General features: G+C 65.2%; 20 protein-coding genes. 9 read left to right on the top strand and 11 right to left on the bottom strand.

Annotation, left to right across the window (positions count from 1 at the left end):
- Positions 1-9: 9 nt before the first annotated feature.
- The 3 genes from ACIPVK_RS11055 to ACIPVK_RS11045 all read right to left on the bottom strand — a co-directional run bounded on the left by ACIPVK_RS11055 (position 10) and on the right by ACIPVK_RS11045 (position 2,700).
- Complete coding sequence (locus ACIPVK_RS11055; RefSeq protein WP_407612081.1) at positions 10-636, bottom strand: trimeric intracellular cation channel family protein; 627 nt, start codon at positions 634-636, stop codon at positions 10-12.
- 81 nt (positions 637-717) lie between these two features.
- Entirely contained in the window at positions 718-1,269 is a 552-nt protein-coding gene (locus ACIPVK_RS11050) for a DUF1697 domain-containing protein (RefSeq protein ID WP_407612029.1), read from the bottom strand.
- Positions 1,270-1,392: 123 nt separating this feature from the next.
- Positions 1,393-2,700 (bottom strand): Nramp family divalent metal transporter, encoded by a 1,308-nt coding sequence (locus tag ACIPVK_RS11045; RefSeq protein ID WP_407612028.1) that lies wholly within the window; start codon positions 2,698-2,700, stop codon positions 1,393-1,395.
- Positions 2,701-3,102: 402 nt separating this feature from the next.
- Between ACIPVK_RS11045 and ACIPVK_RS11040 the strand changes: the two genes are divergently transcribed.
- Together ACIPVK_RS11040 and ACIPVK_RS11035 are read left to right on the top strand one after the other, a co-directional pair.
- Entirely contained in the window at positions 3,103-5,064 is a 1,962-nt protein-coding gene (locus ACIPVK_RS11040; RefSeq protein ID WP_407612027.1) for a prolyl oligopeptidase family serine peptidase, read from the top strand.
- A gap of 41 nt (positions 5,065-5,105) precedes the next feature.
- Positions 5,106-6,494, top strand: a complete 1,389-nt coding sequence (locus ACIPVK_RS11035; RefSeq protein WP_407612026.1) for an NAD(P)/FAD-dependent oxidoreductase — start codon at positions 5,106-5,108, stop codon at positions 6,492-6,494.
- A 126-nt stretch (positions 6,495-6,620) separates the two neighbouring features.
- Here ACIPVK_RS11035 and ACIPVK_RS11030 read toward each other — a convergent pair whose 3' ends face one another.
- A complete protein-coding gene (locus ACIPVK_RS11030; RefSeq protein WP_407612025.1) occupies positions 6,621-7,964 on the bottom strand; it encodes an MFS transporter in 1,344 nt (447 codons plus the stop codon).
- Between the two features lie 116 nt (positions 7,965-8,080).
- On the opposite strand from ACIPVK_RS11030, the gene ACIPVK_RS11025 reads away from it, so the two are divergent.
- The 4 genes from ACIPVK_RS11025 to ACIPVK_RS11010 all read left to right on the top strand — a co-directional run bounded on the left by ACIPVK_RS11025 (position 8,081) and on the right by ACIPVK_RS11010 (position 11,614).
- Positions 8,081-8,572: an acyl-CoA thioesterase gene (locus tag ACIPVK_RS11025; protein WP_407612024.1), complete on the top strand. Its 492-nt coding sequence runs from the start codon at positions 8,081-8,083 to the stop codon at positions 8,570-8,572.
- A gap of 78 nt (positions 8,573-8,650) precedes the next feature.
- Positions 8,651-9,433, top strand: a complete 783-nt coding sequence (locus ACIPVK_RS11020) for a cyclase family protein (RefSeq protein WP_407612023.1) — start codon at positions 8,651-8,653, stop codon at positions 9,431-9,433.
- On the top strand, positions 9,430-11,088 hold the full coding sequence (locus tag ACIPVK_RS11015) for a thiamine pyrophosphate-binding protein (RefSeq protein WP_407612022.1): 1,659 nt from the start codon (positions 9,430-9,432) through the stop codon (positions 11,086-11,088). Before ACIPVK_RS11020 ends, ACIPVK_RS11015 begins: the two co-directional genes overlap by 4 nt.
- A 268-nt stretch (positions 11,089-11,356) precedes the next feature.
- Positions 11,357-11,614 carry a hypothetical protein gene (locus ACIPVK_RS11010; protein WP_407612021.1) on the top strand — a complete coding sequence of 86 codons (258 nt, stop codon included), beginning with the start codon at positions 11,357-11,359 and terminating at the stop codon, positions 11,612-11,614.
- A 136-nt stretch (positions 11,615-11,750) separates the two neighbouring features.
- Here ACIPVK_RS11010 and ACIPVK_RS11005 read toward each other — a convergent pair whose 3' ends face one another.
- From ACIPVK_RS11005 to ACIPVK_RS10985, 5 genes are all read right to left on the bottom strand, one after another.
- Positions 11,751-14,147, bottom strand: a complete 2,397-nt coding sequence (locus ACIPVK_RS11005; RefSeq protein ID WP_407612020.1) for a bifunctional salicylyl-CoA 5-hydroxylase/oxidoreductase — start codon at positions 14,145-14,147, stop codon at positions 11,751-11,753.
- Positions 14,148-14,225: 78 nt separating this feature from the next.
- Positions 14,226-15,857, bottom strand: coding sequence for an AMP-binding protein (locus tag ACIPVK_RS11000; RefSeq protein ID WP_407612019.1), 1,632 nt, complete (start codon positions 15,855-15,857; stop codon positions 14,226-14,228).
- 59 nt (positions 15,858-15,916) lie between these two features.
- Positions 15,917-16,786, bottom strand: a complete 870-nt coding sequence (locus ACIPVK_RS10995; protein WP_407612018.1) for an acyl-CoA thioesterase — start codon at positions 16,784-16,786, stop codon at positions 15,917-15,919.
- On the bottom strand, positions 16,783-17,268 hold the full coding sequence (locus ACIPVK_RS10990) for a cupin domain-containing protein (RefSeq protein ID WP_407612017.1): 486 nt from the start codon (positions 17,266-17,268) through the stop codon (positions 16,783-16,785). The genes ACIPVK_RS10995 and ACIPVK_RS10990 overlap by 4 nt, the downstream gene beginning before the upstream one ends.
- Before the next feature lie 52 nt (positions 17,269-17,320).
- Entirely contained in the window at positions 17,321-18,172 is an 852-nt protein-coding gene (locus tag ACIPVK_RS10985; RefSeq protein ID WP_407612016.1) for a fumarylacetoacetate hydrolase family protein, read from the bottom strand.
- 141 nt (positions 18,173-18,313) lie between these two features.
- On the opposite strand from ACIPVK_RS10985, the gene ACIPVK_RS10980 reads away from it, so the two are divergent.
- Positions 18,314-18,733, top strand: coding sequence for a RidA family protein (locus tag ACIPVK_RS10980; protein ID WP_407612015.1), 420 nt, complete (start codon positions 18,314-18,316; stop codon positions 18,731-18,733).
- A gap of 120 nt (positions 18,734-18,853) precedes the next feature.
- Here the strand turns inward: ACIPVK_RS10980 and ACIPVK_RS10975 are convergent, their stop codons facing one another.
- Positions 18,854-19,735, bottom strand: a complete 882-nt coding sequence (locus ACIPVK_RS10975; protein ID WP_407612014.1) for a PaaX family transcriptional regulator C-terminal domain-containing protein — start codon at positions 19,733-19,735, stop codon at positions 18,854-18,856.
- A 147-nt stretch (positions 19,736-19,882) separates the two neighbouring features.
- Between ACIPVK_RS10975 and ACIPVK_RS10970 the strand changes: the two genes are divergently transcribed.
- Positions 19,883-20,899 carry a D-2-hydroxyacid dehydrogenase gene (locus ACIPVK_RS10970; RefSeq protein WP_407612013.1) on the top strand — a complete coding sequence of 339 codons (1,017 nt, stop codon included), beginning with the start codon at positions 19,883-19,885 and terminating at the stop codon, positions 20,897-20,899.
- A 14-nt stretch (positions 20,900-20,913) separates the two neighbouring features.
- On the opposite strand, the gene ACIPVK_RS10965 is transcribed toward ACIPVK_RS10970, so the two are convergent.
- Entirely contained in the window at positions 20,914-21,624 is a 711-nt protein-coding gene (locus ACIPVK_RS10965) for a response regulator (protein ID WP_407612012.1), read from the bottom strand.
- A 378-nt stretch (positions 21,625-22,002) separates the two neighbouring features.
- On the opposite strand from ACIPVK_RS10965, the gene ACIPVK_RS10960 reads away from it, so the two are divergent.
- A partial coding sequence (locus ACIPVK_RS10960; protein ID WP_407612011.1) for a choice-of-anchor G family protein occupies positions 22,003-23,684 on the top strand: 1,682 nt, incomplete at its 3' end.

The following is a 23,684-nucleotide window of genomic DNA, read 5'->3' as shown; positions in this document are numbered from 1 at the left end:
GATCGGTTCCTAGTGAAGCTCGGCGTCGCGGTGCCAGGGCCCGACGGCCTTGGGGACGTGCCAACGGAGCTTCAGCGAAAGCAGCCGGAGCGAGAAGACAACCGCCGCCACTCCAAGCTCCCACGCCCATCCTCGAATGCCCGCCACCCACAGGGAGGCGGTGAGCCCGGCGCCCAGCATGGCCGGAACGGCATACATGTCGCGCGGGTCGAAGATCGACGGGATCTGGTTTGCGACCACGTCGCGCAGCAGGCCACCGCCCACCGCGGTGGTGACGCCCAGAAGCGCGGCGGCAAAGGGATTCATCCCGAGCTCCAGCGCCTTGATCGTGCCGGCGGTGCAGAACAGGGCCAGGCCCGCGGCGTCAAAGACCAGCAGGGGCCGCTTGAGCCGCTGCACCCCGGGGGCCACGAAGTAGACCAGCAGGGCCGCGAGGGTCGGCGGAATGAAATAGTACGGGTTCACGAAAGCCGTGGGCAACACGCCCAGGACGACGTCGCGCACGATGCCGCCGCCGATTCCCGTCAGGCCGGCCAGGAGCAACGAACCGACGATGTCGAAACCTCGGCGGGCGGCCAACAACGATCCGGAGACGCCGAAGAAGAAGACCCCCAACAGGTCGAACAGCAAGGGCATGGTCACCGGTTTTCATCCTCTGGTTCGAGCTCGGCCGCGGCCTGTCGCCACGGAATCATTACAACACGGACCGCGGGCGGATTACGGTGTCGGCGACTGCGCGGCCAGGTGGATCTTCTTCATGGTGTTCATGTTCCGGGTGGTTACCAGCGTCCGGGAGGCGACCTTGGCGAAGTGCTTGGCCAGCGGGGTCTTGAGGCTTTCGCCGCGCGGCACCTCCCAACAGATGGCGTGGCCCAGGCGCGCCACGCGCTCGGAGGCCGCGGGTTCCGGGGCACTGCCCAGGACGTGGGCGGCATCCTCGTCGCTGCCCGTGAGCACCAGGTATTCGTGCCGCTGGATCCCGTCATCGGGGGCCTCGAAGGGATACTCCGCCACGATTCGCGCGATCTGCTCCCCGTCCTGCACGATCACCGGGATGTCCCTGCCGTAGCGGCTCCGCAGTGCCTGTTCAACGGTTTCCTTGACGCGTGACGGAGCGGTTTCCTCGCTGCCCACCACCACATTGCCGCTGGCCAGCAGCGTGCGGACCTGCGTGAACCCGGCCTCCTGCAGCAGCGCGGCGAGGTCCTTCATGAGGACCTTGACGCCGCCGACGTTCACCCCGCGCAGGAATATCGCATAGAGATTCATGTGGCCAAGTCTGCTCCGTGGCCCCGCGCGGTGTCCATTCGCGGCCGAACGCACCACGGGGCCGCACCCGCCTAAGCGGATACGGCCCCGTGGGGGATTCGTGCGTGGTCCGAAAAGCCGGTCCTAGCCGCCCAACACCGGCGAGAGGGCCTTGTAGAGCTGCTGGACGCCGAGGGAAATGAAGAGCAGGGCGGTGAGGCCCAGCAGGATGTTGGTGTGCAGCTTGTTGGCCCAGACCTCGGGGATCCGCTTGCCGTTGAGCAGGCCCAGCAGCGTCACGGCCAGGAACGGCATGAACAGCGAGCCGAGCACGCCGTAGGCCAGGATCAAGCCGATCGGCTGGTCGAGCAGGAACAGGACCATCGGCGGGAAGGTGAGCCACAGGACGTAGAACTTGAAGTACTTGCCGCCCACGCGGGTGTCCGGGTGCCCGGATTCCTTGCCGCGGATGTTGCCCCAGAAGTCGGCGAACATCAGCGAGACGCCGTTCCACACGCCGATGATCGAGGAGAAGGAGGCGGCCCAGAAGCCGATGAGGAATCCGGTGCCCACCACGTTGCCGTACTTCTCGTTCAGCACCTCGGTCAAGTCCAGCAGGCCCGCGTCGCCCGCACTGAGCGAAACGCCGGCGGCGCGCACTACCTCGGCGCCGACGATGAGCATGGCGATCACGAAGATGCCGGTGATCACGTACGCCATGGAGTTGTCGATCCGCATGACCTTCATCCACTTGGGCGTGTACCAGCCCTTTTCACGCAGCCAGTAGCCGTAGGCCGCCAGGGTGATGGTGCCGCCCACGCCGCCGGCCAGCGCCAGGGTGTAGACCAGTCCGCCGGAGGGAATCATGGGGATCAGGCCCTTGAACATCTCGGGGATGTTCGGCACGGCGATGATCGCCAGACCGACGACGCTGACGAACATGATGCCCACCAGCACCGCGGTGATCTTCTCGAAGATGGCGTAGCGGCCAAACCAGATCATGACGAAGCCGGCCAGGCCCATCAGGACCGCCCAAATCTTCAGGTCCACCGCCGGGAACAATGCCGCCAGCGGCAGGGCGGCCGAGGACATGGCCGTGGCGCCGTAGACGAAGCCCCAGATGATGATGTACGGGCCGAAGTACCAGGTGGTCCACTTGCCCAGCGACTTCCAGCCCTCGAAGATGGTCTTTCCGGTGGCCAGGGTGAAGCGTCCGGCTCCTTCGACCAGGATGATCTTCAGGATGACGCCGACGATCACTGCCCAGAGCAGGCCGTAGCCGTAGCGGGAGCCTGCGACCAGGGTGGCGACCATGTCGGCGGCGCCGACGCCGGTGGCCGCGACGACCAGGCCGGGGCCGACGATCTTCCATTTGGCGGGCTTGCCGCCGTCGTCGTCGATGCGGTCGGCATGCAAAGGCCTGACCGGCGGGACGTTGTCTTTTGTTGGCATCTGCCTGTGTTTCCTAACCCTTGTGGTTGCCGTCTGTGCCCGGGATGCTGCCCTCGGGGCGGCACATCCGGCACGATCCTGCGCATCCTCCGGGCCGGCAAACAACCCGTGGGACACCCTGCGGCGGAAGCTGTCCGCCGGTGGCGCAGGGGACGGGCCCGGTGGATGGGCGCAACGTTGCGGATCCATGTGGGCCAAGTCCCGTGCGAGAGTCTTGTCACAGACAAAGGTATAGGTGATCGCCCGCACATCCATGCTCATTTGCGCAGTCCTAACACTTTCTTAAGGAACCGACCGGTGCGCCGTATTGGCATTCCCCGCCCGGGCCTGCTCTTCCCGGCCGGCCGCGTTCCGCAAGCGGCGAAGGTTCATCCCGAAGTCCGAGGCGGCTAGGATCGCATCATGGATACGCATTTGCCCTATGGTTCCTGGCCCTCGCCCATCACCGCCGAGCGGGTCGCCGCCGGCACCACCCCGGTGGGCGGCGGGACCTTTGCCGGGGACGAGCTCTGGTGGATCGAGGGCCGCCCGGCCGAGGGGGGACGGCTGACGGTGCTGGCCCGGAACCTCGATTCCGGCGGGGTGACGCGTGAACTTCTCGCCGCCCCCTTCAACGTCCGCAGCCGCGTCAACGAGTACGGCGGAACGTCCTGGGCCGCCATCGAGTCCGGCCAGGGGCACCTGCTGGTGTTCGCGAACTTCGCCGACCAGCGCCTCTACGCCGTGGACTCCCACGGCGGAACACCGGTGCCGTTGACCCCCGCCAGTGCCGGGACGGACGGGGACCCGCAACTGCGCTTCGCCGAGATCATCCCCGGCCCCGTCCCGGGGGTGGTGCTTGCCATTTGCGAGGACCACCGCACCGAACTGCGCCGCTACATCGCCTCCATCCCGCTGGACGGCTCGGCGGCGGAGAACCCCGGCGCACTGGGGGAGGTCACTGCCTCCTCGCGCTTCGTGGCGGCGCCGCGGCTGAACCCCGCAGGAACCCGGATCAGCTGGATCTCCTGGGAACACCCGCAAATGCCCTGGGACGGCACCGAGCTGCACGTGGCCGACCTTGTCTCGATGGCCGCGGCCAACGACACCGTGCTGGCCGGGTCCACCACCGAATCGGTGCTGCAACCCGAATGGCTCACCGACGATGCGCTGGTCTTCGTCTCGGACCGCAGCGGCTGGTGGAACCCCTACCTGCACGACCTGGCCACCGGTGCCCAACGGCCGCTGTGCGAGCTCGCCGAGGAATTCGCCGGACCCCTGTGGGCCGTGGGACAGACCTGGTACCAGGTCATGGACGCGGACACGCTGCTGGTCACGCACGGAACCCACGGCACCTCGCTGGCCCGCCTGGATGTCCCCAGCGGCAAGCTGCAGCAGCTGGTGCTGCCCTTCACCCGCATCTCTCCTTCGGCCCTGGCCGGGAACCTGTTGCTGGCCACCGCCACCTCGCTGGTGGAGGGCGACGGGCTGCGGCTCATCGACCTGGACACCCTCAAGTTCCGGAACATCTCCCTGGCCCTGAAGGAACTGCCGGACCCCGAGGCACTGCCCGGCGCCGAGGCCATGGAATTCACCACGGCCGAGGGCTCGCGCGTCTACGCCCACGTGTACGAGCCGAAGCTGGGAAACCTTTCCGGCCCCGAAGGCGAGCTGCCGCCCTATGTCGCCTTCGTCCACGGCGGGCCGACCGCCCAGGCCTTTGCCCAGCTCTCCCTGTCCATCGCCTACTACACCTCCCGCGGGATCGGGGTGGTCGACGTGAACTACGGCGGCTCCACCGGATTCGGCCGCGCCTACCGCCAGCGCCTCAACGGGCAATGGGGAGTGGTCGATGTGCAGGACACCGTCGCGGTGCTCGAGGGCCTGGTTGCCGCGGGCATGGCCGACCCGAAGCGCCTGGCCATCGAGGGCGGGTCCGCCGGTGGCTGGACCGTGCTGTCCGCGCTGACCACCACCAAGACCTTTTCCGCCGGCATCTCCCGCTACGGGGTCTCGGACCTGGTGGGCCTGGTGCGCGACACCCACGACTTCGAGTCCCGCTACATGGACTCGCTGGTCGGACCCTACCCCGAGGCCGCCGAGCTCTACGCCCAACGCGCGCCCATCAACCACGTGGATGCGATTCGTTGCCCGGTGCTGCTGCTTCAGGGCGACCAGGACAAGGTGGTGCCTCCGGCCCAGTCCCAGGTGGTCGCCGACGCGCTGGCCGCCAACGGGATCCCGCACGCCTACGTGCTCTATGAGGGCGAGCAGCACGGCTTCCGCCGCGCCGAGACCATCGTCAACGCGCTGGAGACCTCGCTCGGGTTCTATGCCGCGGTCTTCGGCTTCGAGGCCGACGTCCCGGTGCTCGAACTGAGCTAGCAGGCGCACATCCCCGCCGCCGAAAGGAACCAGGAGACCGGATGACCGTCAACGGAAACGTGTCGTTTTGGCATGCCGAGGCGGGGCTTCCGGCTCCCCGCCCGGCGCTCGCCGGGGACCTGGACGTCGACGTCGCGATCGTGGGTGCCGGCTACACCGGGCTGTGGACCGCCTACTACCTGGCCAAGGCCGACCCGTCGCTGCGCATCGCGGTGCTGGAGGCGCGCTTTGCCGGCTTCGGGGCCTCCGGGCGCAACGGCGGGTGGCTGGCCAACACCATCACCGGAGGCCGCGACGGGTACGTGAAATCCCACGGCCGGGCGGCGGTGGGGGACTTCCAGCGCATGCTCAACGAGACCATCGACGAGGTCATCGACGTTGCCGCCGCCGAGGGCATCGACGCGCACATCGTCAAGGGCGGGGAGCTGCTGGTTGCACGGAATGCCGCCCAGCTTGCCCGGCTGGGGTCTCTTGCGAACCAGCAAGCGAAGTGGCCGGAGGACGAGGCCGTGAGGCTGTCGGGGGCCGAAACGCGGGATCGGATCAACGTTGCCGGTGCCCTGGGATCAATGTTCATCCCGCATTGCGCGCGGATCCACCCGGCCCGGTTGGTCCGCGGACTGGCACGGGCGGTGGAGCGGCTCGGCGTGACGATCCATGAAAACACGCTGGTCACCGAGATCCGGGCCGGCGGCCAGGGCGCGCCGGCACACGCGGTGACCGAACGCGGCACCGTGCGCGCCGCGCACGTCCTGCGGGCCACCGAGGGTTTCACCGCAAACCTTCCGCAGGCGCACCGCGACTGGCTGCCGATGAACTCCTCCATGATCATCACCGAGCCGCTTGCCGCGGCAACCTGGGCCGCGATCGGCTGGGACGGGTGCGAAACCCTCGAGGACCTGGCCCACGCCTACGTCTACCTGCAGCGGACCGACGACGGCCGCATTGCCATCGGCGGCCGCGGGGTGCCATACCGGTTTGCATCGCGCACCGACATGGACGGGGCCACGCAGCCGGGGACCATCAAGACGCTGACCGGCATCCTGCACTCGATGTTCCCCGCCGCTTCCACCGCGCGGATCGACCATGCCTGGTCCGGGGTGCTGGGTGTTCCCCGCGACTGGAAGGCGTGCGTCAACTACGATCCCGCCACGGGGCTCGGCTTCGCCGGGGGATACGTGGGCACCGGAGTGACCGCGACGAACCTGGCCGGCCGGACCCTCACAGACCTGGTGCTGGGCCGCGACACCAAGGCCACCTCCATGCCGTGGGTCAACCGCAAGGCGCGCCGCTGGGAACCCGAACCCGTGCGCTGGCTCGGGGTCCAGGCAATGTACGCGATGTACCACCGTGCCGACAGGCAAGAGGCAGCAGGTAGGGCCACCACCTCGCCGTTGGCAGTCTTCGCCGATCGGATCTCGGGGCGGTAGGGAATCGCCGCCGGGTACCGGAAACGCCGACAACAATAGGGCGGGGCTCCCGCGAGCAGAAGGAACATAGGTGTTCCGTTCCGTCCGCGGAAACCCCGCCCGGTTCTGCGAAGCAGGTGCGTCGGTCTACTCGAGCGCTGCCTCGCGCTCGGCGTCCGCGACGACCGCAGGGGTTTCGACAATCCGCTTGGGAATCAGCGACACCGCCACGGCGGCGATGACCCCGACGATGGCGAAGAAGACGAAGTTGAATTCAAAGCTCAGTCCGGTCGAGGCGATCCAGCCGCCGATGATCGGACCCGAGATCGCGCCGATGCGGGCGAACGACAGGGCCCACCCGGTGGCGGTGCCGCGCTGTGCGGGCGGGTAGTAGTCGGCAATGTAGCCGGTGAGAACCAGCGAAGTGGAGATCGAGCCGATGCCGGCAAACGCCACAAAGCAGAGGTTGACGAACATGGTGTTCGGGAACATCAGCAACAGGATGCCGCCGGCGCCGAGGAGGTAGAAGAGCACCAGGATGGTCTTCTGACCGTACTTGTCGGCGAGGAAGCCAAGGACCAGGCCACCGATGGCGGAAGCCAGGGAGAACACGAGCAGGAACGCCAGCGAGGAACCCAGGTCGTAGCCGGCCTTGCGCATGATCTGCGGCAACCAGGTGTTCAGGCCATAGACCAGCACCATCCCGCAGAAGAGCGAGATCCAGAAGAACACGGTGGAGCGCAGGTACTTCCCGGAGAACATGGCACCCATGACCTCGCGCCACGGGATCCGCCTGCCCGGGTTGGCCGGGGCCACCGGACGGTAGTCGCGCACGTTCAACTTTGCGGCCAGGGCCTTGGCCTCGGGGATCCGGCCCTTGGCCACCAGGTATTCAAGGGATTCGGGAACGAGCCAGGCGACCACGGGAAGGATGAGGACCGGAAGCGTGCCTACGGCGATCACCCAACGCCAGCCGAGTGTCGGCAGCAAGGCCATGGCCACCATGGCCGCGGCAACGATGCCCAAGGAATAGCCGGAGTACATGATCCCGTAGTTCAGTGAGCGCTTCTTGGGTGCCGAGTATTCAATGGTCAGTGCGGCGGCGACGGGGATGATGCCGCCCATGCCCAGACCTCCAAGGAAGCGGAAGAACCCGAACATTTCCGGGGTCGGAGCCAGGGCGGCACCGGCCTGGGTGACGGTGAAGATCGCCATCGAGAGCAAGAGCATCTTGCGCCGGCCGATGATGTCGCTGAGGGTTCCAATGAACAGTGCGCCGAAAAGCATGCCGACCAGGGCATAGGCGCCGAGCCCGCCAAGCTGCAACGGGGTCAGCGACCATTCCTGGTATTCGGCCAACGCCGGCAGGACGGCACCAAGGACGCCGACGTCGTAGCCCTCGGCCAGGATGGCCAGCCAGCAGGCAAAGAGGACCACGGAAGTGGTGCGTTTGGGGATGTTCCAGTCGGTGCTGGCTTGTGTTGCCGCCATGCTTGGGGCTCCTCGTGAATAAGGGGTCGAGTGGTGCTGGTGGTGGATCAACGAATGCTTGTATTATGTCGTTAAGGTGACGTGCGTAACAATAGCTAAATGGAGAATGTTTAACGATGGTCAAGGAAGTCGACTGCCAGCGAACCGACGAATCAACCGCCATTGCCCTGCTGACGGAGGGATTCCTTGCCGAAGCAATGCGGGGAACCACGGTGGAGCGCACCATCGAATGGGTCGACACCGATGCGGCCGGGCACCAACACAACTCCGCGATCATGCGCTTTGTCGAAGCCGCCGAAGCCAAGCTCTTTCGCGAGCTCGGGGCCACGTCGTATTTCGGCATTGCGCCCCGGGTGCGCCATGAAATCGATTACCGCGCCAAACTCTACTTCGGGCAGGCGGTGAGCACCGCAATCGCCATCGAACATGTCGGCACCGCCTCTATGGCCTTTGCCTTCAAGGTCTGGGGGCATCCGCACGAGGGACGTGAAACGGTGCTCGCTGCCGAAGGCCGCTTCGTCACGGTCTGCGTGCCCGAAGGCTCCGAGGAATCCGCGCCCTGGCCCGAGGCGATCCTTGCCGCCGTGAAACAACAATCCAGTATCTGAGCAGGCTTTATCGGCAGGATTGGTTCGCTGATAGCCTGACCGGAACTCCCTTCACCGCCAACCGACCCGGAGCCCATCATGAGTCCCATACAAACCATGCTTTCCTCGCTTGCCGCGGGGTCGGTGGAGGTCTTCGACCTGACCGCGCCGCTCTCGGCCGAGACGCCGACGCTCGTCCTGCCGGAACCGTTTTCCAATCTCATCGACTTCAGCCTGGACGAGGTCTCCGCCTATGACGCGAGCGGACCTTTGTGGAAGCACCACAACATCCACACCGGCGAGCACATCGGCACGCACATCGACGCCCCCATCCACTGGGTCTCGGGGCGCGAGGGCAAGGACGTTTCCAGGCTGGATCCCTCCCGCCTGGTCGGCCCTGCGGTGGTCCTGGACTTCAGCGCCGAGGCGGCTGCAGACCCGGACTTCCTGATAGACGTGGCACACCTTGTCGCGTGGCAACAAGAGCATGGCTCGTTCCCGGCCAACGCGTGGCTGCTCTTCCGCACCGGATGGGACCGTTACGACCATGACCAACGGGCGTTCCTGAACCAGGACGAGAACGGATCGCATACCCCGGGATTCACGGCAGCATGCGCCCGGTGGATTGCCGAGGAACTGGACATCTCGGGTGTCGGGGTCGAGACGGTCGGCATCGATGCCGGCAACGCCGCCGTGCTGGAACCCCCGTTCCCCATGCACCACTTCCTGCTGGGTGCCGACAAGTATGGGATCACCTCGCTGAAGAACCTGGGCAAGCTACCCGCGCACGGGGCCATGATCGTGGTGGCACCGCTGCCGATCGTCGGGGGAACCGGCGCCCCGACCCGCGTCCTGGCGATTGCGGGAGGGAACCGGGCATGAACGTCGCACAACTGGTGGGCAAGACCCTGGCCGAGCTCGGCGTTGGCCATTGCTTCGGCGTGGTCGGCTCCGGGAACTTCACCATCACCAACACCTTGATCGAACACGGGGTTCCGTACACCCCCGCGCGGCACGAGGGCGGGGCGGCCACCATGGCCGACGCCTTCGCCCGCGCCAGCGGCCAGGTGGCCCTGCTCTCGGTGCACCAGGGCTGCGGGCTCACCAACGCCGCGACCGGGATCGGCGAGGCGGCGAAGTCGCGCACCCCGATGATCGTGCTGGCGGCCGAGGCTGCTCCGAGCGCCGTGTACTCGAACTTCGCGATGGACCAGGACGGCTTTGCAGCCTCGGTCTACGCGATCCCCGAGCGCGTCCACAGCGCCGCCAGCGCCGTGGCCGACACCGTGCGCGCCTACAAGCGGGCGGTCAACGATCGGCGCACCGTGGTGCTGAACCTGCCACTGAACGTCCAGGCGCAGGAAGTCACCGACGAACAGGCGGCCGAAACGGTCGGCTTTTCCCCTGCCCAGCCGATCCGGCCCGCCCGGGCCTCGGTCGCGGCCCTGGCCGAACTCATCGAGAAGGCCGAACGCCCGGTGTTCGTTGCCGGGCGCGGCGGACGCGGCGCCCGGGACGAGATCCTGGCGCTGGCCCGCCACACCGGGGCCCTGGTCGCGACCTCCGCGGTGGCCAAGGGGCTGTTCAACGAGGACGATTTCAACTTGGGGATCTCCGGCGGCTTCTCCTCGCCCTTGGCCGCCGAGCTGATCACGGGCGCCGACCTGATTGTCTCCTTCGGGTGCGCCCTGAACATGTGGACCATGCGCCACGGACACTTGATCGGCGCCGCCACCACGGTGGTACAGGTCGACCTGGAGGACCAGGCGCTTGGCGCCAACCGTCCCATCGACCTAGGCGTGGTGGGCGACAGCGCCCAATGCGCGCTTGACACTCTTCAGGAGCTGCAGCGCCGCGGCTTTGAAAAGCGCACCGGCTACCGCAGCGCGGCGGTGGCCGCGCGCATCGACTCCTCGATCCACTGGAACCAGGTCGACTTCGAGGATCTCTCCGACGGCCAACGCATTGACCCGCGCACAGTGACCAAGGCCCTGGACGGGCTGCTGCCACAAGAGCGCATCGTCAGCGTCGATTCGGGGAACTTCATGGGCTACCCGAGCCAGTTCCTCTCGGTGCCCGACGAGTTCGGGTTCTGCTTCACCCAGGCCTTCCAGTCCATCGGGCTGGGCCTGTACACCGCCATCGGCGCGGCGCTGGCCCAACCGGGGCGGATGCCGGTGCTGGGCACCGGGGACGGCGGCTTCCACATGGCCATCGCCGAACTGGACACCGCCGTGCGCCTCGGCCTGCCGCTGGTGTGCATCGTCTACAACGACGCCGCGTACTCGGCGGAGGTGCACCACTTCGGGAGCGACGACCCGGAGGCGGACATGAGTTCGGTGCAGTTCCCGGACACCGACTTCGCCGCGATCGGCCGCGGCTTCGGGGCCGACGGCATCACCGTGCGCACGCTCGCGGACCTGGACGCGGTGCAAGCATGGCTGGATTCGAACCCGAGCCGGCCGCTGGTCATCGATGCGAAGATCGCTTCCGACTCGGGCTCCTGGTGGCTCGCGGAGGCCTTCAAGGGGCACTGACCCCGGGCCCTTGGCCGGCACATGCGAAGTCCCGGTGGGGGATAAGGTTTCCCCATCGGGACTTCTTGCGTTCGCACGGCCCCGCGACCATCAACGAGCCGGCGGTACCCAACGCCGTCGCAGGAGAGCATGGTCTGGGCAACACGCCGTGCCTGCTGAAACGCAGACGAGCCAGTGTAAATGACGCGCCGGGGTAGCCTCGGTGCAAGGAATGTTGCTCCCGGGCCTCATGGTGGGCCCGGCATCCACGAAGTAAAGGAAGACTGGCATGCCCCTCTGGATCGGTCTCTTGGCCGGATTGGCTTTCGGCCTGGCTTCAGCGTTCGCCAACCGTCTGTGGGGAACCGTCCTGGCGGTTGCACCGGTCGTGGCATGGTTCATCTTCTTGGCCATGGCGAACGATGGCGGTATCACCGGCCCGGAATCGGAGGGGCTCGGTTTAGGCTTGTTCGGGATGCTGATTGGGCTGTTCCTTGGCCAGCTCCTTGACCGCCGGCGGAGGAACGCGCGCTCGGCACAGCGGTAGCGCCCGGCCCCAAGCTGCACACATGATCCCGCGGTGCACTGACGAAAACTCCTGATGCCCCCGGGGGCACAACGCAGAGAAGGAGCGGCCCGACCCCCTTGTCGCGAATCGAACCACTCCCACCCTGCATCAGAAGCTAGGCGCTGGGCACCAGGTTCTGCGTTGACTTGTTGGTGGCCGGGGTCCAACGCAGGTGGACCTGGTCGTCGATCTGCTCCTCCTTCAGCAGCGACAGGCGCGGGCGGACCGCGTCCGTGCGGGCGCTGGGCGGCTTGCGGCGACCGGCCTTGAACGGCAACGGCCAGGTGGCGCCGTCTCCCACGTACTCCTGCTCGGCTGCGGCCTGCAGGGTCCAGGCCGGGTTGTAGAGGTGCGTGCGGCCCAGTGCCACCAGGTCCGCGCGTCCCGCCAGCAGGATCGAGTTGACGTCGTCGTAGGAGGAGATCGCGCCGACCGCGATGACCGCGACGCCGGCCGCCGCGGCGACCTGGTTGCGGATCTTGTCGGCGAACGGGGTCTGGTAGCTGCGCCCGAACGCCGGGCGCTCGTTGCGCACGATCTGCCCGGAGGACACGTCGATCGACTTGACCCCGTGCTCGATGAACGCGGAGGCGATTGCCAGGGCATCGTCCTCGGTGTTCCCGCCCTCGGTCCAGTCGGTGGCGGAGATGCGCACGCCGATCGGCTTGTGCGCGGGCCACACCGCGCGCACCGCATCGAGCACCTCGAGCGGGTAGCGCAGGCGGTTCTGAAGCGATCCGCCGTACTCGTCGGTGCGCGTGTTCGACAACGGGGACAGGAAAGAGGAGAGCAGGTAGCCGTGTGCGGCGTGCAGCTCCAGCAGGTCGAAGCCCGCCTCATCCGCGCGCCGGGCGGCGTCCACGAATTGCCCGCGGACCTCATCCATGTGCTTGCGGTCCATTTCCACCGGGACGTGGCAGCCTTCGCCGTAAGGGATGGCGCTGGGGGCCAGCACCTCCCAGTTGCCGGTTTCCAGGGGCTCGTCGATTCCCTCCCACATGAGCTTGGTGGAGCCCTTGCGGCCGGAGTGCCCGATCTGCGCGCCGATCTTGGCGTTCGAGTTGCCGTGCACGTAGTCGGTGATGCGCTTCCAAGCCGTGGCCTGCTCGTCGTTGTACAGGCCGGTGCAGCCGGGGGTGATCCGGCCGATGTCCGAGACGCAGACCATCTCGGTCATGACCAGCCCGGCCCCGCCCATGGCCTTGGAACCCAGGTGCACCAGGTGGAATTCGCCGGGCACGCCGTCGGTCGCCGAGTACATGTCCATGGGGGACACCACGACGCGGTTCACCAGTTCCAGCTCGCCGATCTTGTAGGGCTGGAACATGGCCGGGGCCACGTCCTTGGAACCGGCCAGGCGGGCGAAGTCCTCGTCGACCGTCTGCGCGAAGCCGGTGTCGCGCAGCTTCAGGTTGTCGTAGGTAATGCGGCGGGAGCGGGTGAGCAGGTTGAAGCAGAACTGCACCGGGTCCTGGTCCTTGTACTGCCCGATGTTCTCGAACCACTCCAGCGAGGCCTGCGCGGCGCGCTGGGTGGAGGCGACCACCGGGCGGCGCTCGGTCTCATAGGCTTCCAGCGCCGCCTCGACGGAGGGATGTTCGTGCAGGCAGGCTGCCAGCGCCAGGGAGTCCTCCATGGCGAGCTTGGTGCCCGAGCCGATGGAGAAGTGGGCGGTGTGCGCGGCATCGCCCAGCAGCACGATGTTCTCGTGGCGCCAGTTTTCGTTGCGCACCGTGGTGAAGTTGATCCACTTCGAATTGTTGGTCAGCACCTCGTAGCCGGCCAGCTCCTCGGCAAAGATCTCCTTGACCTTGGCCACCGCCTTTTCATCGCTCACCCCGGGGGCGAAGACCTCGTTTTCGGTCTCGTCGAAGCCGGCGGCGCGCCAGACGTCCTCGTGCATCTCCACGATGAAGGTCGAGCCCTCGTCCGAATACGGGTAGCCGTGGATCTGCATGGTGCCGGCGTCGGTCTCCTTGACGAAGAACTTGAAGGCCTCGAAGACCTGGTCGGTGCCCAGCCACATGTACTTGGAGGTGCGCGCATCCAGGGAGGGCTTGAAGGAATCGGCGAAGCGGGTGCGGATCGCCGAGTTCAGCCCGTCCGCCGCCAGCACCAAGTCGTAGTTCGCGGAGAGTTCCTCGACATCCGGGGCAATGGTGGAGAAACGCACGTCGACGCCGAGTTCGATGCAGCGGCGCTGCAGCAGCTGGAGCAGCTCCTTGCGGCTCATGGCGGCAAAGCCCTGGCCGCCCACGGTGTGCATTTCGCCGCGGAAGTGGATGTCGATGTCACTCCAGCGGGCGAAGCGCCGGGACATGTAGTCGGCAATGACGGTGTCGGCCTTGCCGATCCCGCCGAGGGTCTCATCCGAAAAGACCACGCCGAAGCCAAAGGTGTCCGAGGCCGCGTTGCGTTCCCAGATGGTGACCTCGTGGGCCGGGTCGAGCTGCTTCATCAGGGCCGCGAAGTACAGGCCGCCTGGGCCGCCGCCAACAACTGCGATTTTCATGATGGATCCTTTCAATGACACGGTGCGGCCGGTTGACGGCCGAGCGGTGCTGCTCAAGTGGCTGGGGGGAGGGAAAAGCTAGGAAGCGTGGGAATCGGAAAGGGCTTCGCGCAGCTTGAAGTGCTGGAGCTTGCCGCTGGGGTTCCGGGGAAGGTCATCGACAAAGCGGATGTCCCGCGGGTACTTGTAGGGCGAGATGACCGACTTGACGAAGTCCTGGATTTCCCTGGCCTTCGCCTCCGAGCCCTCGACGCCGTCGACGAGGACCACGAAGGCGCAGACCACCGAGCCGCGCTGCTCGTCCGGCCGTGCCACGACCGCGGTCTCCATCACGTCGGGGTGCTGGATGATCGCCTCCTCGACTTCGGGGCCGCCGATGTTGTAGCCGGAGGAGATGATCATGTTGTCGCTGCGGGCCTGGTAGGTGAAGTAGCCCTCGGCGTCGCGCACGAAGGTGTCCCCGGTGACGTTCCAGCCGTTGGACACGTAGGCGTGCTGGCGCTCGTCGTCGAGGTACCTGCAGCCCGTGGGACCGATGACCGCCAGGCGTCCCACCTCGTCGGGGCCGAGTTCGTTGCCTTCGGCATCGAGGATGGTGGCGCGGTAGCCGGGGACCGCGGTTCCGGTGGCGCCCGGGCGGATGTCCTTGCCGGCGGCGGAGATGAAGACATGCAGCAGCTCGGTGGACCCGATCCCGTCGATCAGCTCCAGCCCGGTGGCGTCCTTGACTGCTTCCCAGGTGGCCGCCGGAAGGTGTTCGCCGGCGGAGATGGCCAGGCGCAGCGGGCGAAGCAGGTCCGCCTTGCCCTCCTTGAGGATGGCGCGGTAGGCGGTGGGTGCGGTGAAGAGGATCGTGGCGCCCGCGTCGTGGGAGTACTGGGCCAGTTCCACCGGGGTGGTTCGTTCGGTGAGCAGGGTGCTGGCGCCGAAGCGCAGCGGGAACACCACCAGGCCGCCCAGGCCGAAGGTGAATGCCAGGGGAGGGGAACCGGCGAAGACGTCCTCGGGCGTCGGTGCCAGGATGTGCCGGGCGAAGGTGTCCGCGTTGGCCAGGATGTCCCGGTGGAAGTGCATGGTGATCTTCGGGACGCCGGTGGTCCCGGAGGTCGGGCCCAGCAGCGCCACGTCGTCGGCCGCGGTTTCCACGTTGGTGAATTCCCCGGATTTTGCGGCGGCGCGTGCCACCAGGTCCGCGGGTTCACCGGAGCCGACGGCCACGACCGGGTAGGCGGTGCCGGCGGCCGTGCGGGCGTCGTCCAGGAAGCGGTGGTCGCAGAGCATCAGCGAGGGCTTGGTCAGCTCCGCGAGCTTGGCGATCTCCGGCGCGCGCAGCGCCGGCATGGTGGTGACGACCACGGCGCCGGTCTTGAGCACGCCGAGCCAGCAGGCCACGAGCCAGGCGTTGTTCGGCGCCCGCAGCATGACCCTGTTGCCCGGGACGATTCCGAAGTCTTCGGTGAGGACCTGGGCGACCTGATTGGCCCGGGTGAGCAGCTCCCCGTAGCTTTGCCTCGAGCCGTCCGGTGCCAGCAGCGCGGGGCGGTCGGCCCCGAAGGCCGCGACGGCGTCGTCGATCAGCACGGTGGCGGCGTTGAGCCGATCGGGGTACTGCAGCTCGGGCAGCGTGAATTCCAGGGTGGGCCACAAGTCACGCGGCGGCAGATGGTCGCGCGTGAACGTGTCTTCGTGGGATGAAAGCGATAGCTCCATGAACTTGCCGTTTCTCTTCAGGAATCGATTTTCAAGGGTGCGGTGGTGCCTGTGGTGCGTTATCCGCGGGGTCCGCGGATCATGCCCTCCTGGGCGACGGTGGCCAGCAGCTGGCCGTCACGGGTGTAGAAGCGGCCCAGCGCCAGGCCGCGGTTGTTTTGGCTGGAGACGGCTTCCTGGACGTAGAGGACCCAGTCGTCCACGCGCCCGGAACGGTGGAACCACATGGAATGGTCAAGGCTGGCCGTCACCAGTCCCTCGGTGCTCCAGGACAGGTTCTGCGTCCGCAGCAGCGGCTCCAGGATGGTGTAGTCGCAGACGTAGGCCAGGGCCGCACGCTGGGTGATGCCGTCATCGGGAAGTTCGGTGAACGCCTTGACCCAGACCGCCTGGTGGGCGGCGGGAGCGCCTTGAACCTCGAGGTAGAGGGCGCCGGGCACGTGGCGCATGTCGAAGGAGCGGCCGGCGGACCAGTAGTCGGCGGCGGGGCCCTCGGCCTCGGCGAGCACGCTGGCGGCGCTGGCCAGGGTCTCGGGATCAAGGTCCAGGTACTCTGCCGGGGCCGCGGAGGACTGTTCGGGGCCGGACTCGGGGACGTGGAACGAGCCGAGGGCGGTGTAGACGGCCTTGCCGTTCTGGAAGCCGCGCACCTGGCGGGTGGAGTAGCCGCGGCCGTCGCGCATCAGCTCGACCTCGTAGCGGACCGGCACATGCATGTCCACGGGGCGCAGGAAGTAGGAGTGCATGGAGTGCAGTTCCCGGTCTTCGCCCACCGAGCGCATCATGGCCGAGGCACCCTGGGCCACCATGTCTCCGCCGTAGGCCTTGGGCCACGGAACGTACTGGGGGATGGCGGTGTAGGCCTGGTCGAAGACCTCGGCCTCGCAGGACGTCATTTCGATGGCGTCCAGGAAGATCTGTGAGCTCATGCCCGTCGGTATCCTTCCAGGGTTTCGTCGGCGACGTCCTCGAGGTTCACCACGATGTTCTCCGGGGTGCGCGCGGTGAGCCAGACGAGGTCCTCGGTGATCGACATGTTGGCCTCGACGTGCGGCATGAACGGCGGGACGAAGACCCAGTCGCCGGCGGTCATGTCCAGGAACTGTTCGTAGTTCTCGCCGAAGTAGATCCGGCCGTGGCCGCGCAAGACATAGCCGCCGGTCTCGGCTTCGCCGTGGTGGTGCGGCAGCGAGCGGTAGCCGGGGGTGTTGGAGACCTGGCCGAACCAGATCTTGGTGGCCGGGGTGTGCTGGATGCTGACCCCGGAAACCCGGATGCAGTCGCCGGATTGTGCGGTGTTGGTGTCTTCCTCGCCCTTGCGGGTGACCACCGGGACGACGACTCCGTCGCTGCCGGCGTAGACCGAGTTGTCACCCTCGGTGCGGTAGATCGTGGGGGCGGTGTTGCTCATGAGTTGTTCTCCTTGGCTTTCCTGGATGCTGGGCTTGGTGGGTGTGCGGATTCTAGAGTGCTGCGCCGACGCGGATCTTGATGACGTTTTTCAACGCGCCGATGCCGGGGATTTCGGTGACGAGTTCGTCGCCGTCCTTCAGGAAGCGCGGTGGGACCATGCCCATGCCGACCCCGCCGGGGGTGCCGGTGAGGACGACGTCGCCGGGGCGAAGGACGGTGAATGTGGAGATGTATGCCAGGAGCCTGGGGGCGGAGAAGACCAGCGTCTTGGTGTTTCCGCGCTGGACTTCCTCGCCGTTGATGGTGCAGACGACGTCGAGCCCGGCTTCCGGATCGATCTCGTCGGCGGTGACCAGCACCGGGCCCAACGGGGTGGTGGCGTCAAAGGCCTTTCCCTGGAACCACTGCAGGGTGCGGCGCTGCCAGTCACGCATGGAGACGTCATTGGCCACGGTGTAGCCGGCAATGGCCGCGGCGGCCTCGTCCTGAGAAGCGTCCTTCAGGGTGGAGCCGACGACGACGGCCAGTTCGGCCTCCCAATCAAGGTCCACCGACCCGTCGGCGACGATCTGTGCATCGGGGTCGGTGAGGGTGTCGGCGAACTTGGCGAAGAGCGTGGGGTACTCGGGAAGCTCGCGGCCCATTTCACGGATGTGCTCGGAGTAGTTCAGTCCGCAGCAGATGACCTTGGCCGGGGCCGGCACCGGGTTGAGCAGCGTGGCGTCCGACGCCGGAATGACATCGGACCCGCCAAGCATGGAAGCGGCATCGCGGACAATTCCCTTCCACTCGGGCATGGCCAATAGCTCGCTGAGATTGCGTGCTGGCAGCGGCCGGTAGCCGCCGTCCGCCACCAGGGCAGCGGTGATGCGTCCGTCGTGTCGAATCGTTGCGAGTTTCATTCCTGGGCCCCTTGCCATCCATCAAATTTGCGTGTGTCGACTTTTTGACTGCCGTCACGTATCCTCAATGTAACACGCATCACTAGTTCGGCGCCAGAGCGGAACGGCTCCAATCGCCACGGGAACCCATAGGAGAGCACCATGACCGAGACCACCCTCTTCCAGAACCTCACGATCAATCCGGATTCACTGGGCAAGCCCTCCGGATTTGCCCACGGCGTGCTCGCCGGAAGCACCGTGTACCTGGGCGGACAGACTGCCCTGGACAAGGACATGAAGATCGTCCCAGGCAACATCGTCGATCAGTTCAAGCAGGCATTCTCAAATGTCCTCGCGACACTTGCCGAGGCCGGCGGGCAGCCCGACGACCTGGTTTCCGTGACCATTTACCTCACGGACGTGGATGACTACATGGCCAACGGCCGCGAGATCGGCCGGCTTTGGCGTGAGATGGCCGGAAACAAGTATCCGGCGCTCGCCGGCATCGGAGTCAGCCGCCTGTGGCAGAAGGAAGCGCTCATCGAGATCCAAGGCGTGGCCGTGATCCAGGATCGCGGCTAGCGCCCGGTCGGGCCCGTCCCGGGCCCCAAGAAGTAAACAACGAAGCCGTGCCGTGCAGCCATCCCCATGGAGGGGACCTTGGCTACACGGCACGGCTTTTTTGTGGACCGGGAGGTTCCGTCAGCGGGCCACCATGTTCTGATCGATGGCGCGGTCGGCATGTCGCTGGGCACGCGGCGACAATAACGCGTGGAGTTCCTGAAAAAGGCGCTCGGCCTCCAGCGCATTCCAATTCTCGGGCAGGAACTCGATGGGCAACCCGGGATCGAGGTACGGCAGACGCCGCCATTGGGTGATCAGGACCAGGTAGTCGGCAAAGGCGCGCGCGTCGGATTCGGGATCAATGCGGTATCCGTCCCGCTGGGCCCAGGACTTCAAGAGCCCTCTGTTGCGCTCCAGGAAGTCCGAATACAAGGCATCGAGAGCGGGCAAGTCCCACCATGACCCGATGTTCTTGTGCAGGTCGGCTCCGCCGATGTGGTCTGCCATGAAGAACTCGAGGTATTCGTTCAACCCGCGGGTGTCAAAGTAGGCCAGCACCGAGTCGCGCAGATGGCCGGGCGCAATCCAGAGCCCGGGAGTGACCGAACCAAATCCCATCCGCACCAGCGAGGAACGGATCTTGTGGCGGATGTTGCGCTGGGATTCCGGCACGGTGAACGTTGCCAGGAGCCACTGGTCGTCGATCTTCGCCCGTCGCGGGTGGAAGATGCGTTCGTCGCCCTCAATGAATGTTTCGATGACGGAAGGCGCCAATGCGTAGCCATTGCGGCCGTTGACCTGCACGCTGTCGATGACGCCGCGCTTCTTCAGGCGGGATATCGACGACCTGGTCCCGGTGGACTCGACACCGATATCCTGCATCAGGGAAATGATGGTGGCCACGGCCAAGGCGCCGCCGTGTTGGCGCGCGTACAGGCCGAAGAGCGAGACGATCAGCTGGTGGTGACGAGGAACCGAGGCCTCACTGGGGCCCTTTCGGTCGCCTACGTGTGTAGTCATGCGCTCACTTTATCCAATCGGCCGGGATAGCCTGTCCGAAGGGGGCGAGAGGTTCAGGCGTGTCGTTGTGGTGACGCCCGTGACGGCAATCCAATGGACCTTCGCTCGTCCCTGGCCGTCAGCCGATGAAAGAGGTACAAGAGTTTCATGCGTCCACAGGTATTGATCTGCTCGTATCTGCACGAAGACCTGGTTGGCAGGCTGATCGCCGAGGTGCCCGAGGTCGACGTCGTCTACCGACCTGACCTGCTGCCGGTCCCACAATTCGGGGCAGACCACTGGGGAAAGCCCCGCGAGCTGTCTGACAACCAAATCGCCGAATGGCGAGCCCTCTTGGCCGACGCCACCATCATGTTTGACTTCGATTGGTGGCAGCCCAGTGCCTGGCGGGAACACAGTCCCAACCTCGCGTGGATCCAGGCTACCCAGGCGGGTGTGGGGGCGCGGGCCGCGGCCATGGGGCACACTGAAAACCAAGTTCGAATTACTACCGCCGCAGGCGTCCATGCCAAGCCGCTGGCTGAGTTCGCCTTGGCCGGCCTGCTGTACTTCGTCCGGGAACTGCCACGCCTCGCGTCCCAAAAAGAGTCGAGGCAGTGGCAGAACGGGGCATCACGCACGCTTCACGGGCAAAGAGCCTTGATCGTCGGTGCCGGCAGCATCGGTAGCGAAGTTGCCAGGACGCTGGGCTTCATGGGTGTCAGCTGCGACGGAGCGACAAGGGGATCAAGAATTCTTGGTCGACCGTTCGAGCGTTCCGTCACCTTGCAAGACTGTGATTTGGGGGAGTACGACATCGTGGTTCTGGCTTGCCCGTTGACCGAGGAGACCACGGGGATCCTAAACAAGCAGAGAATTTCCGCGATGAGGAATGGGGCCTTGCTTGTAAACCTGGCCCGAGGCCCGGTGCTCGACCAGGAAGCACTCATGGATTTCCTGGAATCCGGGCACCTTGGCGGAGCCGTCCTCGATGTGGCGACACCTGAACCACTGCCGATCGGCCATCCTTTGTGGGATGCCCCGAACCTCCTCCTGTCACCACATACCGCCGCCAATGTCGACGCCGAAAACGCGCGACTGGTGGATCTCTTCACCAGTAATCTTCGCCGCTATCTAGGCGGCGAAGACCTCGTCAATTCCTATGATCCGTTTTTGGGATACTGACCTCGGAACGACGCTCAAGCCCGGGGTGTTGCATGACGCAGGGGTCCGGCACTTAGCGGCACCGTGGGCCGGACGTCATCGAGAAGCCCTGCCTGAACGACCAAAACCGCGAGTTGAACACGATTGCTGACGTCGAGCGGTTCCATGATCTTTGCCAATTGCGCCTTGACTGTTCCTTCGCTGACATGCAGAAGCGCGGCTATCTGGGCATTCGTGTGACCCTCCGCCAGGGCGTGCAGCATGCGTCGATCGCGGGATCCCGCCTGACGCAGGATCTGTGATCTCAAGTCGTACTTTCCCGGGCTATGAATTGGAAAATATTCTGCATCGATTGGTTTGGAAAAGATCATGTTGCCGGAATTGATCATCCGAAGTGCGGCACCGAGATCCGTTGAGACGGCGTTCTTGGCCAGATAGCTACAGGCCCCGGCAGCATGCGCCCGAGCCATGGTTTCGACGTCATGGGTCGCCGAGAGCATGACAACCTTTGTCTCCGGAACTCCTGCAACGATCCGCCTCGTGGCTTCCAAGCTTGAGACATCACTAATGGTGGTTTCCATCAGAATCAGGTCAGGTTTTTTGCCGAGGGCAGCTTCGATGGCCGCGTCGCCTGTGCCGGTGACTGACTCAAGCTCCACGTCCGGGCTGGAAGCCAGGAGGCTTTCGAGTCCAAGCCGAAGAAAGTAATCACCATCTGCTAGATGGACTCGTATACGAGGCTGCATGGTTGGGCTCCTATGGAATCTGAAAATGTAAGTAATAGATCGCAATAATCAGAAAAAGATACAGCGAACAATGCCCCTAATCCATATTTTTCGATGTATTTGTTCACCATGTTAGCCATGTTCAATAGCCAGTTGGCGAACTACGACTGTCAGAAGAGTGCAGGTTACGGAAAAGAGAGTGACTTATGGCCGGGCGGCTAGCTGGATTTGGCCATTCGACGGACGTGTCCTTCCAATAGGCCCTTCAATGATAACCGTACAGTGAATGGATTTTGTCCAGTAAGGGTAAGGCAAGCATCCGATCGCTTCCATAAGGTCAAGCTTGGGTCACGTGAGAAATGTGCCTCAGATCATTTCGCTTTCGTCCTGGAGGATGCATTGACAAGAGATATTTCACCACCTGGCATTGGGAAGCGTCGTTTCCCAATCGCCCGCAAAATTATGGCTGGCGCCGTTGCGTCCAGCCTTTTTATTGTGCCTACAACTTCGGCCTATGCAGCCGAAACCGATGATTCGGAGGCAATGGGTCAGGTTATTGGATCTGACTTGCTTTCCTTGAGCCTCTTGGATGTCGCGACGAGTGCTGCGGGAAACCCCAGTGATGCTGGTCCAAACGCCGAGCCAATCAACCTTTCAGCACTCGGAGCACTTGATCTGAACCTCGGATCCGTGCAGCTCCCGCTCATCACTGACGGGACAACTCCAGGATTGCTGAACCTTGGCAATGCCGGAGTGCTGAATAGCTATGCGTCCGCGCCCTCCGTGACTCAGGCGGTGGCCGGCGCTGGTGCCGTCGATCAGAACGGTGCCATTGATGTTGACGGTGGTGCCGCCGAGCCGCGCGGCAACGCCACGGTGAACTTGACCGACCTCCTGGCCCAGATCGGCATCGATCCAGCGACCGACCCGGTAATCAAGAACCTTTCACTTGAACTCGGAGCCATCGGTTCGACCGCAACGAAGGACGCCGCCAGCGTAACGTCTGACTACGTGGTGGCCGACGCGAAGATCGCCCTCGAAAGCCCAGCCGTCGGAACCATGACGACTGCCGTCGGCGCGACGGTTGTCGAGCTTGGTGACACGCTTGATGGTCTAGTGGGCGTCGGCAGCCCGCTGCTGGGAACAATTTCCGGCATTCTCGGTAACCTGAACCTCGCTGGAATCGGCCTGAGCAACACTGTCATCGGTCTCGAAGGAGCTGATGCAGCACTGTCGGGCGTCACGGATAGCATCATTACGCAGAGCTTTTCTGACGCTGATGGCATTGCCTCCATCAATCTCGGGACCGGCATAGTCACGATCGACCTTGCCAAGGCCTTCGATGCAACCAATGGCCTGAACGGCCAGGCACCGAACACCGAAGTTATCGATGCAGCGACACTAACCGCCATCACCACGGCTCTTGGCGAAGCCATCGATGACCTGACGGCGACGCTCACCCAAGAACTCAAGGACGCGATCAACTCGATCCGTCTCAAGATCACGGCGGATGTCGACGCGGGTCTCGTTTCCGGTACCGCGACTATCGATGCTTCGATTGGTGAATTGCTGGGAACGGCAACAACCACGCCTGTAGTTTCTGTTGACGTGACCGGTGTTGGCGCTCTCTTGGTGGAGACCACCCTTGAGGCAGCTCTGAACACCGTGGCGCTGCCGCTTATCAAGACTGCTGTTGGAGGCGCACTCAATCCTGTACTGGATGGCGTCGGCGGCCTGGCTGCAAATGCGGTCACCCCGTTGCTGACGGCCCTGACTCCGGTTATTGACAACGTCCTTGCTGAGGTTGTCCAACTGACGGTAAACGAGCAGCCTACCCCGGGCCTTTTGGGCGCTGAGTCGTTCACGGTGAACGCCCTGACATTGACGCTGCTGCCCCAAGCAGCAGCGGCAGAAGTGCGCCTTGGATCCTCCACGGTGCGAGCACTTGATGTCGCACCGGTTGTTGCTCCGGTGAGCATTGATTCCCCGACCGCCGGTCAGGATCTGGGCGAGACCGGCTCTGTTCCGGTGTCGGGCAAGGGCGAGCCGGGTGCCACCGTCACGGTGGTCCTCGATGGCGA

The organism is Paeniglutamicibacter sp. MACA_103, from assembly GCF_045798555.1.
Lineage (GTDB): Bacteria > Actinomycetota > Actinomycetes > Actinomycetales > Micrococcaceae > Paeniglutamicibacter.
The sequence above is the reverse complement of the archived record's forward strand: the minus strand, read 5'-3'. Positions and strand labels throughout refer to the sequence as shown.